Consider the following 14725-nt stretch of genomic DNA (forward strand, 5'->3'; position numbering starts at 1 on the left):
GACTGGCGATTAGACGGCTGTACACGCTGGGAGCAATACAGGCTCCCGATGTCGACTCCGATTTCTCTCTTCATTCCCTCAGGGGGAGTGAGTGTGTTTGATTGCGCCTGCGGCGCAGTTCGAGGTTTATTTATGTTGTTTGAAGATCTGGGCCTTGCCCAGGAGATTGCCCGTGCCGTTGCAGAGCAGGGATACACTGCGCCTACGCCAATCCAGGCACAAGCTATTCCAGCGGTAATGAAGGGCAGCGATATTATGGCCGCAGCCCAAACTGGTACCGGTAAGACGGCTGGCTTCACTTTGCCGCTGTTGCATCGTCTTAGCCAGGGTGAGCGCGCTAGAAAAGGGCAAGTACGCGCACTGGTGCTCACTCCAACCCGTGAATTGGCGGCTCAGGTTTTCGATAATGTGCAGGGGTACAGCCAGTACCTGCCTATGCGCCATGCGGTGGTGTTTGGTGGTGTGAAGATCAACCCCCAGATTTCTCGTCTGCGAGGCGGAGCGGATATTTTGGTAGCTACCCCTGGGCGCTTGCTGGATCTGCACAATCAAGGTGCAATTCGCTTCGATCGCTTAGAAGCTCTAGTACTTGATGAAGCAGACCGCATGCTGGATATGGGCTTCATCCACGATATCAAACGAGTATTGAGGATTTTACCGGCTAAGCGTCAGAACCTTCTATTCTCCGCAACTTTTTCACCAGATATTCGTCAGCTGGCGAAAGGCTTGGTAAAAGATCCGCTGGAAATTGATGTCAGTCCACGCAACTCCACTACTAAAACGGTGCGACAGAAGCTCCATCCTGTGGATAAGGCTCGAAAAACGAAACTGCTTAGTCATTTGATTAGGGATAATAACTGGCACCAAGCTTTGGTCTTTAGTCGAACTAAACATGGTGCCAACAGGCTGGTAAAACAGCTCGAAGGTGACGGCATCCTGGCAGCAGCCATTCATGGTAATAAAAGTCAAAATGCACGAACTCGTGCCCTGGCGGACTTTAAAGCCGGCAAAGTACAGATTCTTGTGGCGACTGATATCGCAGCCCGAGGCATCGACATTGACCAGCTGCCCCAGGTAGTAAATTTTGATTTGCCCAATGTGCCTGAGGACTATGTCCACCGTATTGGCCGCACAGGGCGTGCGGGCGCTCAGGGGCAAGCGGTATCCCTTGTTAGCGCTGATGAGATTAAGCAGCTTCGCGATATTGAGCGCTTGATCGGCAAGCCAATTCCGCGCGAGGAAATCGAAGAGTTTGAGCCGGACCACCAGGTGCCCGCATCCGGTAATCCAAAGCGGGGTGGGTTGCAAAAGCCAGGCTCCAGCAAGCGCCCAGCGGGTAACTCTCAGAAGAGTGATGGGCGGCGTGAAGTGCGCGGCAATAGCGAGGAGCGTCGGGGCAACCGCGGTAATGGACGCGGTAAGCCTGAGGGGCGTGGAAATTCTAGCAGCCGCAGTGGTAACGCCTCTGCGGGTAAAGGGGCCCCAGCTAAGCGCACGGGCGGTAACGGTAAAGGGCGCGGTGCTGAGGCTGGTCGCAGTGATGGACAGAAGCCACAACGAGCTCCGAGACGGCGTCCTAGTAGAGGACGTTCGGAAAGCGCTTAGCGTGTTTAATTAAAAGAAATAAAAAAGCGGCTTAGGCCGCTTTTTTATTTCTTAGAAAAAACCTAGGAGGTCCCTTTTAACTTTATCTATTTACCTGCCTAATTTACTTAAAGAAATACATTTTTTGAAAGTTAATTTTTAAATTTATTTTTTCGGTACTAGTGTCTGCTTTTGTGTCTTTTTCTTGATATTTTATTTCATAATTGATCACACTTCATTTTCACATTTTGTGCTAATTTGCTTCCGCTTTTGAAGCGATTTTACACAAGGAGATGTTGTGAAGCTTAAGTTACTCTCGAAATTCTTTGTTCTTCCCTCTATTACCTTTCTATGTGCAAGTGCTGTGAGCGAGGAAGTTCAATTTCAGCCAGCAGAGATTTATTCGACAGGGTCAAGAGCGGAGGCTGTCGCCGTTGCGGACATGAATAATGATGGTCGTGATGATGTGGTAGTGAGTACCTCCAGTAATTTTGATCCTGAGAATGATTTTAAGCTAAAGATATTTTTACAAGATGAGTATGGACAGTTACAGGAGCCCGTAGATTATTTACTGGATGGAGATGGCACAATTCTACCAAAATCCATTGATGTTGGGGATTTAAATGGTGATGGACTTCTGGATATTGCAGTTGCATTTGGCGGTGAGCGAATAGATATTTTCTCGCAGCTTCATGATGGGACACTAGTGTTAAGTGAATCTATCAGTTCATCTCGATCTAGCAAAATAGCTGTTGCAGATGTTACGGGGGATGGAATTGATGATATTGTTGGAATAGGTTCTGAGGAAGTTGGACTTGCCATTTATGCTATGAAGGATGATCCGATAAATAATCGTTTGTCCTATATATATCTTATGGAGCCTGATGATTCAATCAGCTTGGCTCTCAAAGATATGAACAGAGATGGTGTTGAGGATGTTATTACAGTTGTCAAGCAGTCAGAGCGTAGTGCTTTGGCTGTAATGCTTTCCGAGTCAAATGGAAGTTTTGCTCCAATACAATATTATGAAATTGATGAGGCATTTTCAGTAAATAACATTTCAGTTGATGATTTGAATAGTGATGGTCGTGCTGATATATGGCTTTCTGTCGATGGAGATGATTCTGATACTACTGAAATGGTTTTTTATCAAAAAGATAATGGGATATTAGAAAATACTATCTTTGCTCCAGTTGAGAATGCATATGGAATATTGCTGGCCTATGACTTAAATAATGATTTAAGTAGCGAATTTATAGCAGTTCCTTTGCAGGGTAATACGATATCTATTCATAGAAAATTAAGTAGTGATAGGATGTTGGAGCATTTTTCATATGATATACCAGAAGATTCTTATAATAATTTTCAGGGGATAGATGTAGGGGATATTAATAGCGATGGAATTCCCGATGTTGTTATTGCAAGCCCCTCTACCGGTTTGGTCTTGTTGAAGGGAAATACCCAGGGTACTAACTTGGCACCTTTAGCTGATGCAGGAGATGATCAAGAAACCAGAAAAGACCAAATAATATTGTTAGATGGCACTCACTCATCTGATAGAGATGGAAGCATTATAGATTATCGCTGGAGACAGCTGTCAGGTTCCCCTGTAACATTAAATGACACGAGTAATGGGTTTGCTACTTTTCTCGCACCTTTATCTAAATACTCGTATTTGGGTATGGATGAATCTTTGGTTTTCGAATTAGAAATTGAAGATAATGAAAATATAGTTTCTGTTGATAAAGCAATCATTACTTTGGATGGAAATATTCCTCCTACAGCAATTACAAATACCTTTCAGGTAGTAGGTGCGGATGAGGTTGTAACCCTAAATGGTAGTTCCTCAAGAGATTTATTCGGAGAGATTATTAGCTATGAGTGGAAACAAGTAGCGGGTGAGCCTGTAGAGTTGGAGCAAGAGTCAGAAACTACTGTCAGTTTTTCTAGTCCAGTATTAATATCTAGCTATCCGTTTATATCTTTTGAGATATTGGAGTTTGAGTTAGTAGTCACTGATAACGAAGGTCTGGAAAGCAGTGTTATTGCTCAAGTTAATGTACAGAAGCTTGCTCCGCCAATGGCAATTCCCGTCGCTGCCCAAACAGTTTATTCTGGGGAAGAGGTTCTTCTGGATGGTAGAATGTCCAGTGATGCTGACGGTGAAATCATTAGTTATAACTGGCGTTCGCTTTCCGATATTGACGTAGTTAATTATCCTAATGGTACAGCTAGCTTTATCGCACCTATTATTTCTGCTGAATCGAGAGCCCTCCTTACTTTTGAGCTGGAGGTTGAAGATAATGATGGTCTTAAGTCGACTAGTATGATTAACGTGACTGTGGAGCGGAATATGCCTCCAATAGTACCTTCTGATTTAATGAAAATCGTTCAGCCGAACTTTCCCGTTACCCTTGATGCTTCAGGTGCCTTTGATAGGGATGGAGAAATAGTAAGTTATCAATGGCAGCAAGTATCTGGTCCTTCAGTTGCTATAGCTAATTCAAATAGTATTTCCGCTAATTTTACTGCCCCTTCGGAGCAGGCCACGTTAGTTTTTGCTGTAACAGTGATCGATGATGATGGAGAAAGTAGCACTTTTGACACATCAGTTAGAGTTTATGAGTTGATCCCTTCAAATTAATAGATGGAGCCCCAACGGGGCTCTTTTTTACTTTTATTCTGCCTATCTCTATATGCTTATTTGATCTAAGTTTTTTAATAATATTAAAAAATGGTTTTCCTCCAAGCAGTGTGATGGTTGCTTGAGGTTTCTATAAAATATATTTCCTCTAACTCATTGTGTGCGTTCATATTTTAGGTCTTGGTAATTATGATTTGAGACTAGTGTCTGCTTTGCCATTTAATTCTTTGGGTTTTGCTTTTATTTCCATATTTTGTGCTAAATTGCGCCCGCTTTTTAAAGCAAATTACACAAGGAGATGTTGTGAAACTTAAATTACTTGCAAAATATTTTGCTCTTTCCTCAGCTGCTTTTCTGCTTGCAAGCACTGCAATTGGAGAGGTTCAGTTTCAGCCGGTAGAGATTTATTCCACAGGATCAAAAACAGAGGCCATCGCTATTGCTGATTTAAATAATGATGGACTTGATGATGTTGTACTAACTACATCGAGCAATTTTGATCCAGAAAATGACTTTAAGCTAAAAGTATTTCTACAGGACGAATTTGGTGGCCTGACTGAATCTATTGATTACCCCCTTGCAGGTGGAGAGGCAAGTCTGCCTCAGTCTATTACCGTAGGTGATCTTGATAGCGATGGTTTGAAAGATGTTATTGTCGGAGTTGGTGGCGGCGTAACTGAGCTATACCTGCAAGATCCTGCGAACGGTTTAGTATATGCGGAATCCTTGGATAACTCCTATTCTGAGCGAGTCGCAATTGCCGACCTTGGCAATAATAATAAAGGAATCCTTGGAGTTAGTTGGGAAGAGAATGGTGCTGTAATAACCCATAAAGTAGGGGAGCCACCTACCTTTGTGAGTACCGCTAGCGATCTAGCTATTGAAAGTCCAGGGCAGGTGGCACTGGGTGACGTGGATGGAGATGGTATAACAGATATTTCTCTAATTGCTAACGGTTCCCCCCAAAGTAGGTTGGTTGTTCTAGCGCCGGATGATTCTTTGAGGTTGAATGAAATTATCAGTATTGAATTAGATGGAAATGCTGATGTCAATGAAGATATTAAAATAAAAGGAATCGCAATTGGTGACCTTAATAATGATGGCCGCAATGATATTTCGTTATCAATAGTGGGTGGAGGGCAGGATAATTTAAGAATCGCTGTATATTACCAGGGAGAAGATAGCTTATTACAGCAACCTGAAATTCACAGCTTTGGAAGTCCTCCTGGAGAGCTTTTAATAAAAGATATTGATAATGATGGCCTTGCTGATTTAGTTGTCTTGCCGGACAGTGGAGAGTTCTTAAGAATTTATCAACAGCAAGATGATGGTACCTTGGCTTTGAGTGAACAAATTGCCATTCCTGGTGCAACTTATACTAGCCCCCAGAGTATGGCTAGTGGAGATATCAACGGGGATGGTATTGCGGATATCGTTGTCGCAAATCCGTTACAGGGATTGGTTATATTAAAAGGTGGTGCTGGGTATATCAACCAGCCACCCACGGCTATCGCCGGTGAAAATCAAACTGCTGAAGGTAATTCGGCGGTACTGCTCAATGGTACTCTGTCTTCAGATTCCGACGGCAGTATTGTGGCTTACCGCTGGACACAGATTTCCGGTACTCCTGTTATCTTAGATGACTCTGGTAATGGTTTCGCTAGCTTTACCGCGCCCTCCGAAATTACTGGAGTTGTACAGGAGTTAATTTTCGAGCTGGAAGTTGAGGATGATAAGGGTCTAAAGAATACTAGCATAGTGGCGGTTAGTGTTGGAGTTAATTTAGCTCCTGTTTTGATAGTCGACCAGCCAATGTCAGCATTTACTGCCGGCCAAGAGGTTACATTATCCGCAGGCCAGTCTTATGATCCCGATGGAACCATCGTTAGCTATCATTGGCAGCAGGTTTCTAGTGGCCCGCGTATTGAGCTGAAAGAGCTTGATGATGGTTCCGTAACCTTTACTGTTCCAAGGATAGTTGCAGAGCCAGGAGTGTCTTTCTCAGCATTAGTATTTACGATTGAGATTGAAGATAACGGTGGTGCAAAAACTGAACAGAAAAGGTTTTTTTTTGTTAAGGTGTTAACACCTCCTGTGGTCAGGAATGCTTTTCTAACGGTAGAGCCAGGCAAAGAAGTTTTATTTTTTATATCGGCTTCGGATAGTGATGGTCATATTGTAGATTATCGTTGGCGTTCGCTCTCCAATACGGATATTGAATTGGCAGTCAACGCCGATGGAATTCCGAGCTTTACAGCACCTCAAATTCCCTGGGGTACAGAATTAGCACTGGAGTTTGAGCTTGAGGTTGAAGATAACGATGGTCTGACTGCAACGGGTATATACAATGTACTTGTAAAATGGAATGTGCCCCCAAATATGGGTGTTGGAACTATGAGAGTGGTTCAACCGAATACAAATGTGACTTTAGATGGTTCCTATTCAAATGATCCAGATGGATATATTGTGAGCCAACAATGGGAGCAAGTATCGGGTCCACCCGTTGAATTAGTAAATGCTAATAATTTAATTGCCAATTTTAAAGCTCCAGCAGAGCCAGCTGTATTGTCATTTAAATTGAGTGTCACTGATGACAGAGGGGCGACAAGCCAAATGACCGTCAGCGTAGATGTTGAGTTAGTTCCCCCGAAAGTAATAAGCACTACTCAAGAAGTTGAGCCCGGTGAAAATGTCTTACTGGTTCCTGGCATTTCTTGGGATGTCCCTGGTGCGCATATTGTCGACTATCGCTGGAGTTCCCTCTCCGATAGGGGGATTGAATTGATAACTCACACTGATGGTAGTGCGAGTTTTATAGCACCGCAAAACCCGGGAAGTGAGTTTACTCTGGAGTTTGAGCTGGAGGTTGAAGACAACAATGGCCAAATAGTAACGAGTATATTTACGGTAATCGTAGAAGGGAACATTCCACCGTTTATGGTTATTGCATATGGGGCTGTTGGCGGTGTTAAGATTAATACAATTTCGACCTTGAGCGGTGGGGCTTCAAGAGATCAGGATGGAACTATTGTGAGCCAGAAATGGGAGCAGGTATCTGGCCCTGCAGTTGAATTGATTGATGCGGACAAGCTGACTGCTTATTTTATGACACCAGCAGAGCCCGCCACTTTGTCTTTCAAATTCAGCATTACGGATGATGATGGAGCAACAACTGAAAAAACTATAACCTTAGATGTTGAGGAATAGATAATTGTGAAAGAGAGCCCCAAGAGGGGCTCCTTTACAATTACTGTTTTTTATAGTTCGCCATATAATCCAAAGTTAACAGGGTCAGCGCTTCAGTACCCTTACGCAAAGCGTCCTCATCCACATAGAAAAGCGGTGAGTGATTGCTTGGAGCTTGGCTAGCATCCTGATCCCTAGGAGTTACTCCCAGGAAGTAGAAAAAGCCAGGGACCTCATTGGCGTAGTAGGAGAAATCTTCTGCCCCCGTGATTTTGGGTACTTCTACAACATTCTTGTCGCCGACAGCAGATCTCAGAATAGGCAGGGCCATTTCTGTCAGCTCCGCATTATTTATCGTTACCGGATAGCCCTCCAGAATCTCCACATCTGCGCTTGCACCGGAGCTTTCAGCAATTAACTCCGCAGTGGTTTTTAAGCGTTTGAAAATTTCTGCACGGTTATCCATATCAAAATTACGGATGGTGCCATTCAGATAGACACTATCGGGAATGATATTGTTACGGACACCACCGTCAATACGTCCGAAGGAAACGACTGCGGGCTCTTTGGTGATGTCGATCTGGCGGCTGACAATGGCTTGGGTGCCCATTACGACTTGTGCGGCGGCGACAATAGGGTCCACTCCACCCCAGGGGCGTGAGCCATGGGTTTGGCGGCCATTGATGGTAATACGGAATTCATCGGCAGCGGCCATAAGCGGGCCCGAGCGATAGCCGATGACGCCGGTGGGTAGTGATGAAGTGACATGCTGGCCAAAGGCCACGTCCGGCTTGTACTTCTTGAAGATCCCTTCTTTGAGCATCAACTCCGCGCCACCTTCTTCATTGTCCGGTGCGCCTTCTTCTGCGGGCTGGAATATAAACAAGACGTTTCCAGCCAGCTCATCGCGAAGGCCTGCCAGGACCTCGGCAGTGCCCATCAGCATGGCCACATGGGTATCGTGGCCACAGGCATGCATAACGCCAACATCTTTACCTTGGTAAGTGGTTCTCGCTTTGGAAGCGAAGGGCACATCGGTTCTCTCGGTGACTGGCAGAGCGTCCATGTCCGCGCGCAAGGCAACAGTTGGTCCCGGTTTGCCGCCTCTCAAAAAGCCCACAAGGCCGGTATGGGCGATACCTGTTTCAACTTCAAGGCCCAGTGCACGTAAGTGTTTTTCAATATATTTGGCTGTTTCAAATTCGCGATTGCCCAGTTCTGGGTTCTGGTGCAGGTGGCGACGCCACTCGATCACTTTGGATTCAGTATTTTCCAGCAATTGCTGAGGCTTAGGATCGCTTGCAAAGGCATGAGTAGCCAGCAGCGATGCACCGATTGCGATGGGCAGGAGTAGTTTTTTCACAGCACAATTCCTTCATTCTCATTATCGTCGCCCGATTTTAACTCAGATCTTGCGCAGCCGACTCCCTCAAGCTGTCTTGCCTTTATATATTTTGAATTTCCGCTGTTGACATGATGAACCGAACGGTTCAAGATGTTCTGTATAGATTGTGGAAAGAGCTATAACCACAGAACAATGAGGGCTGCAGGAGGTTCTCAAGGTTTTCACGAGACTGGGTGATACAGAAATTGATACTGGTTGGTCATAGGTTGGTCATAGGTTGGTCATAGGTTGGTCATAGGTTGGTCATAGGTTGGGCAGGCTGTTGTACTGCTGTTTTAGTGGGCGCAATGGAATGCCCAGAAGTAGCTACGGTGTCCAAGGCTATTGGTATTGCTGACCAATCACTTTGGGCCTAAATACGTGATTAAAGTAATGGTTGGAAACAATTAGAGATGTTTAACTTGTCGAGCCCCTAATTATTTCTTAGAGGATAATTAACGAGTTAATTTATAGTGATAATAATTGGCAGGTTACTAATATATCTGCCTGTCTTAGGCATATATTAATAATTATTATATTTATTGTTAGATTTACGATATTTTAAATTAGGTATTCTCTTAACTCTACGGCTCTCTGGTGGTCGCCCCTGTGTTGGGGAAAGATAAGCTTTGCCTGATAGTTGGCTACCATTAATTACAAAGAAGTGGTTCTTATAGCGCCAAAAGCGATAATTTTTTATTGATGTCTCGGCAATATATACGGTTTGGCTGATGGCATTAGTGTGCCTTTTTATCAAATTTTGTAGCTGATCTTATATTGGCTATTACGGGATTCTGTGGCCGTAAGTAAATACCCATTTGCTTAGGTTGTTGATTAATTATTTTTCTATCAAGTTGTTTGAAGGAGCTGATTTCATGTCATCCCCCCAATTACCTTCGAATTGGGTCAGCCGTTATGCGGATTGGCTTATTCGATATCGATGGCTGGTAGCCATTGGCGCACTACTGTTAGCCTTCTTTGCGGTAAGCGGAGCAAGATTCCTGGGTTTCAACAATGATTACCGGGCATTCTTTAGTGAAGCTAATCCTCAACTACAAGCTTATGAGCAAATCCAGCGCACTTACACTAAGAATGACAATATTCTGTTTGCGGTAGTGCCAAAATATGGCAATGCCTTTTCCAATGATGCCCTGGCAGCCGTAGAGGAGATGACCGAGAAATCCTGGTTGTTACCCTATGCGCTGCGGGTGGATTCAATCACTAACTTCCAGCACACCATTGCTGAAGAAGATGACCTTCTGGTACAGGACTTGGTGGAAAATGCCAGCAGTTTAGATGCAGAAACCCTGGCTTCTATCAAGGCTGTAGCGCTGGCAGATCCCACTTTGAAGGAGCGCCTGGTAAATAGTGATGGCTCCGTTACAGGGATAAATATCACCTTCCAGCTTCCACAAAAATCCATGCATGAAACCCCTGAAGCGGCTGAAGCTGCACAGGCATTGATGGAAGAGATTGAGGCAAAATACGATGTAGAGGTCTATGCGACCGGTATTATTTTACTGAGTAATGCATTTTTTGAAGCCTCTCAGTCAGATATGAGCACCTTAGTTCCGCTCATGTACCTTGTGATTATTGCAGTTGTATTTTTATTGGTGCGGAGCTTCAGTGCGACTTTTGCAGCGCTGTTGGTTATCGTCTTCTCCATGGCCGCAGGCATGGGTTTGGCCGGTTTTATAGGTGTTAAATTGACACCGCCCTCCGCTTCTGCGCCCACCATTATTATGACTCTCGCAGTGGCGGACTCGATACATATATTGGTGAGTCTATTTGCTGCAATGCGCCGTGGACTCAGCAAGCACGATGCAATTAAAGAGAGCTTGCAGCTCAACATGGGGCCCGTGTTCTTAACTTCGATCACTACCGCCATTGGCTTTTTGTCGATGAACTTTTCCGATGCGCCTCCCTTCCACGATCTGGGTAATATTACCGCGATGGGTGTGATGGTGGCTTTCTTCTTATCGGTTACCTTACTGCCTGCATTGATGGCGATACTGCCAGCCAAGAGTCGCGCCAGTGAATCCAAAATTGGACGCTCCATGGATACTCTGGGAGATTTTGTGATTCGCCGTCAGCGCCCGATGCTACTGGCGGGAGTCATTGTCTCGTTGGGATTACTGGCAATGATTCCAAACAATGAGATTAATGATGACTTTGTTGGTTACTTTGATGAATCTGTGGAGTTCCGAACCGATTCAGATTATATCAATGACAACCTCTCCGGTATTTACCAGCTGATTTACTCGATCGAATCCGGTGACAACAATGGTGTTAGCAATCCGGAGTTTCTTGCCAATCTGGAGCGTTTCACTGAGTGGATGCAGGCCCAGCCCGGGGTGCGCCATGTCAATACCATTGGCGATACTTTCAAGCGCTTGAACAAAAATCTGCATGCTGACGATCCGGCCTACTACAGGTTGCCTGAAGAGCAGGAATTGGCAGCCCAGTATTTATTACTGTACGAGCTGTCTCTTCCCTACGGCTTGGATTTAAATAATCAGCTGAATGTGGCTAAGTCGTCGACGCAGATTATTGTGACTCTCGATAACCTCAAGTCGAAAGAACTCAAATCGGTAGCGGATGCCGGCAGTAATTGGCTGGAGAAAAACATTGGTGTAACTGCCTATGGTGTAGGTCCGGCGATCATGTTTGCCAATATTGCCGAGCGCAATATGGAGGGCATGTTGGTGGGCACTCTGGTTGCGCTGGTGTTAATTTCTGCACTGATTGGTATTGCCCTGCGCAGTGTCAAACTCGGTTTCTTAAGCTTAATTCCCAACTTGTTGCCGGCCGGCCTGGCATTTGGCCTCTGGGGTGCACTGGTAGCTGAAGTCAATGTGGCTGTCACTATGGTGACCGGTATGGCACTGGGTATTGTGGTAGATGACACAGTGCACTTCCTCAGTAAATACCTGCGCCAGCGCCGTGCAGGCTATAACGTGGAGGACGGACTGCGTTACGCCTTCTCTTCAGTGGGTGTAGCGATAGTTGTGACCTCAGTCATTCTGATTGCCGGATTTATGGTGTTGGCCCAGTCCTCCTTCGGTATGAATTCTTCCATGGCACTTCTGACCGCAATTTGCATTTTGATGGCCTTGCTGGCGGATTTCCTGCTTCTTCCGATTCTCTTGATGAAGCTCGATGCCAAGGCGTACGACCCCGCTATCACCCCTATTGAAAATAAGGAGCAAAACTATGCAACCCAGCCGCTCTAATAAACCGTTTTTGACACGGGCCCTAGCAGGTGCCCTGGCTCTGGCAGCTTTATCTGTTTCTGCCAGTGAACTGGATCTGGCCGCAGAAAAAGGTCTGGAAATTGCCAAGGAGGCGGACCGCCGCGACTTGGGATTCGGCGATCTCAGCAACAGCCTAACAATGACCCTGCGCAATAAATATGGTGAGGAGAGTGTGCGGGCTATGCGCACCAAAACTCTGGAGCAGGAAAATGACGGAGATAAATCCCTGGTGATTTTTGACAACCCTCGGGATGTAAAGGGCACAGCATTTTTGTCCTTTACTCATAAAGTGGGCTCCGATGACCAGTGGCTCTATTTGCCTGCTTTAAAGCGAGTAAAGCGTATTTCCTCCAGTAACAAGTCTGGACCATTTATGGGTAGTGAATTCTCCTATGAAGATATCGCCTCACAGGAGGTGGAGAAATACACCTATAAATATTTGCGCAACGAGTCTTTCGATGGCCGCGATCACTTTGTTCTGGAGTTGGACCCGGTTGATCCTAAATCCGGTTATTCCATTCAACACCTTTGGGTTGATACAGAGGAGTACCGCGCATGGAGAACCGACTATTATGACCGAAAAGGGGACCTGATGAAGACCCTCACGATTTCCGACTACAACCAGTACGGCGATCAATACTGGCGAGCCAATAAAATGGAAATGGTTAATCACCAGACTGGTAAATCCACAGAGTTGTTGTACGGCGACTGGGTATTTGGCAATGGTTTTACCGATCGCGACTTCACCAAAAATAGTCTCTCCAGGGCGAAATAGGGATTGCGCCCATGGTTAACCGAAAAATACTCACTTTGTTGCCACTATTGGCGGCGTTGAGTCATATGGCTGGAGCAAATGAGTTGAGCGGTTATGCGGGCCTGGAGGCCCGCGCATTCACCGCAGACCCTTTGGATTCAGCACAAAGTGATGCCGGTCTTTCTGCGTCTTTAAATCTCGAGTACTACCGAGATTTTGACGATGGAAACCAGCGTGTTGTGGCCAGTGTCTTTGGGCGCTGGGACAGTGAGGATAGCGATCGCAATCACGCGGATCTCGGCGAGCTTTACTGGTGGAAAGCTTACGATAGTTTCGAGCTTTATGCCGGGGTGCGCAAAGTATTTTGGGGAGTTACTGAAACCGTGCACTTGGTGGATGTGATTAACCAGGATGATGCGTTGGAAAATATCGATGGTGAAGACAAGCTTGGCCAACCCATGATTAACCTCCTGATGGAGCGTGATTGGGGAACACTGGAGGTGTACGGTTTACTGGGTTTTCGTGAGCGTCAGTTTGCTGGCCGGGAAGGGCGATTACGTGCTCCGCTGCCGGTGGATGAGGATGCTGCGGTCTATCAATCTGACCGGGAGGAAAAGCACATAGATTGGGCCTTGCGTTACAGCCATGTACTTGGAGATTGGGACCTGGGCCTCAGCCATTTTTCCGGCACTAATCGGGATCCATTATTATTGCTTACGGAAGATGGCTTGCTTGCGCCTTACTATGCACAGATCGATCAGACGGGTGTGGACATCCAAACTACCCGTGGAGATTGGTTGTGGAAGTTTGAAGCTATTTCATTTAAACCTCGCGGTGAAGGTCGCCAGACAGCGGCTGTCGGCGGTTTCGAATATACATTTTATGGTATTGGCGAAACGGTCTCAGATCTTGGGGTATTAATGGAGTATCAATTTGATGATCGTACCGGACCTTGGTCTACGACCAGTCAAAATGACATTGCGATAGGTGCGCGATACGCTCTAAATAATACGCAGGATACGGAGCTTTTATTTGCCGTAAGTACCGATTTGGATAACGGTAGTCGTTTTTCCAATCTGGAACTGACCCACCGACTAAATGACCGCTGGTTAATGGAAGCGGAAGCGCGTTTTTTCGGTAATGCCGATGAAGAAGACCCTACCTACAATTTGCGCAACGACGACTATTTTCAGTTGGAATTACGTCGCTATTTCTAAAAGTTAATTCTCACAGGAATACCCCCATTCCCACCCCAAAGAGGCAAGAAGTTTTGGGGTGGGCTTTTTTAGGGAAGTGTATACTGGTCCAGAATTGTGGATAGCTGTTGGTAACTGTTTTTGCCTGCTGTGGTACTGCCCGTGCCTTTATTCAGGGCCACTACGCCTCGGCTTACCGCCATAACCATCGCGGCGAGGGCGGCACAATCGACACCGGCTTGCAATTGGCCATCGTTAATAGCCTTCTGCATACGGGTTTCGATCCGGTTCAGCATATCATTGGTACCCTTGGCTACCAGGTCAGCGAGAAATCCTTCACTGGCACCCACCTCCATAGCTGCCATAGTAGCGATACAGCCTTCTGGAGTTTCAGAGCTCTCCATACCTGACTGAAGCATTTCCAGGAAGCCGCCCATGGCTGTGCGGAAGTCCGGGTGATTCAAGGTATCCATAGCATCGCAGGCGTATTGGGTGTGGAAATGTTCCAGACAGCGGCCATACAACCCTTCCTTGCTTTGGAAGGTGTTGTAGATACTGGATTTATTCAGTCCCATGGCCGATTCAAGATCCGACAAGGAAGTTGCTTTGTAGCCTTTTTCCCAGAAAACGCGCATGGCCTTGTCTAGTACTTGTGACTCATCGAACTGCTTGCGCCCACTCATTTATCGTTACCAAACCTCAAAAAAATGATAGTGACACATC

General features: G+C 45.8%; 8 protein-coding genes. 6 read left to right on the forward strand and 2 right to left on the reverse strand.

The features are described from left to right. Positions 1–132 precede the first annotated feature (132 nt). The 3 genes from ACJJI3_RS19185 to ACJJI3_RS19195 all read left to right on the forward strand — a co-directional run bounded on the left by ACJJI3_RS19185 (position 133) and on the right by ACJJI3_RS19195 (position 7435). Positions 133–1605, forward strand: a complete 1473-nt coding sequence (locus ACJJI3_RS19185) for a DEAD/DEAH box helicase (protein ID WP_444937356.1) — start codon at positions 133–135, stop codon at positions 1603–1605. 277 nt (positions 1606–1882) lie between these two features. Continuing rightward, a complete protein-coding gene (locus ACJJI3_RS19190) occupies positions 1883–4228 on the forward strand; it encodes an FG-GAP repeat domain-containing protein (RefSeq protein ID WP_444937116.1) in 2346 nt (781 codons plus the stop codon). Between the two features lie 234 nt (positions 4229–4462). After that, positions 4463–7435, forward strand: coding sequence for an FG-GAP repeat domain-containing protein (locus ACJJI3_RS19195; RefSeq protein WP_444940606.1), 2973 nt, complete (start codon positions 4463–4465; stop codon positions 7433–7435). Between the two features lie 40 nt (positions 7436–7475). Here ACJJI3_RS19195 and ACJJI3_RS19200 read toward each other — a convergent pair whose 3' ends face one another. After that, complete coding sequence (locus tag ACJJI3_RS19200) at positions 7476–8777, reverse strand: M20 family metallopeptidase (protein ID WP_413663523.1); 1302 nt, start codon at positions 8775–8777, stop codon at positions 7476–7478. Between the two features lie 896 nt (positions 8778–9673). On the opposite strand from ACJJI3_RS19200, the gene ACJJI3_RS19205 reads away from it, so the two are divergent. The 3 genes from ACJJI3_RS19205 to ACJJI3_RS19215 are packed head-to-tail and all read left to right on the forward strand — an operon-like array spanning position 9674 to position 14023. Beyond that, complete coding sequence (locus tag ACJJI3_RS19205) at positions 9674–12031, forward strand: efflux RND transporter permease subunit (protein WP_444940607.1); 2358 nt, start codon at positions 9674–9676, stop codon at positions 12029–12031. Next, positions 12012–12827: an outer membrane lipoprotein-sorting protein gene (locus tag ACJJI3_RS19210; RefSeq protein WP_413663521.1), complete on the forward strand. Its 816-nt coding sequence runs from the start codon at positions 12012–12014 to the stop codon at positions 12825–12827. Before ACJJI3_RS19205 ends, ACJJI3_RS19210 begins: the two co-directional genes overlap by 20 nt. Positions 12828–12838: 11 nt before the next feature. After that, positions 12839–14023, forward strand: coding sequence for a hypothetical protein (locus tag ACJJI3_RS19215; protein ID WP_444937119.1), 1185 nt, complete (start codon positions 12839–12841; stop codon positions 14021–14023). Positions 14024–14091: 68 nt separating this feature from the next. On the opposite strand, the gene ACJJI3_RS19220 is transcribed toward ACJJI3_RS19215, so the two are convergent. Next, complete coding sequence (locus tag ACJJI3_RS19220) at positions 14092–14685, reverse strand: TetR/AcrR family transcriptional regulator (RefSeq protein WP_444937120.1); 594 nt, start codon at positions 14683–14685, stop codon at positions 14092–14094. Between the last annotated feature and the right edge of the window lie 40 nt (positions 14686–14725).

It is taken from the genome of Microbulbifer maximicatervae (SeqCode) (genome assembly GCF_052466985.1).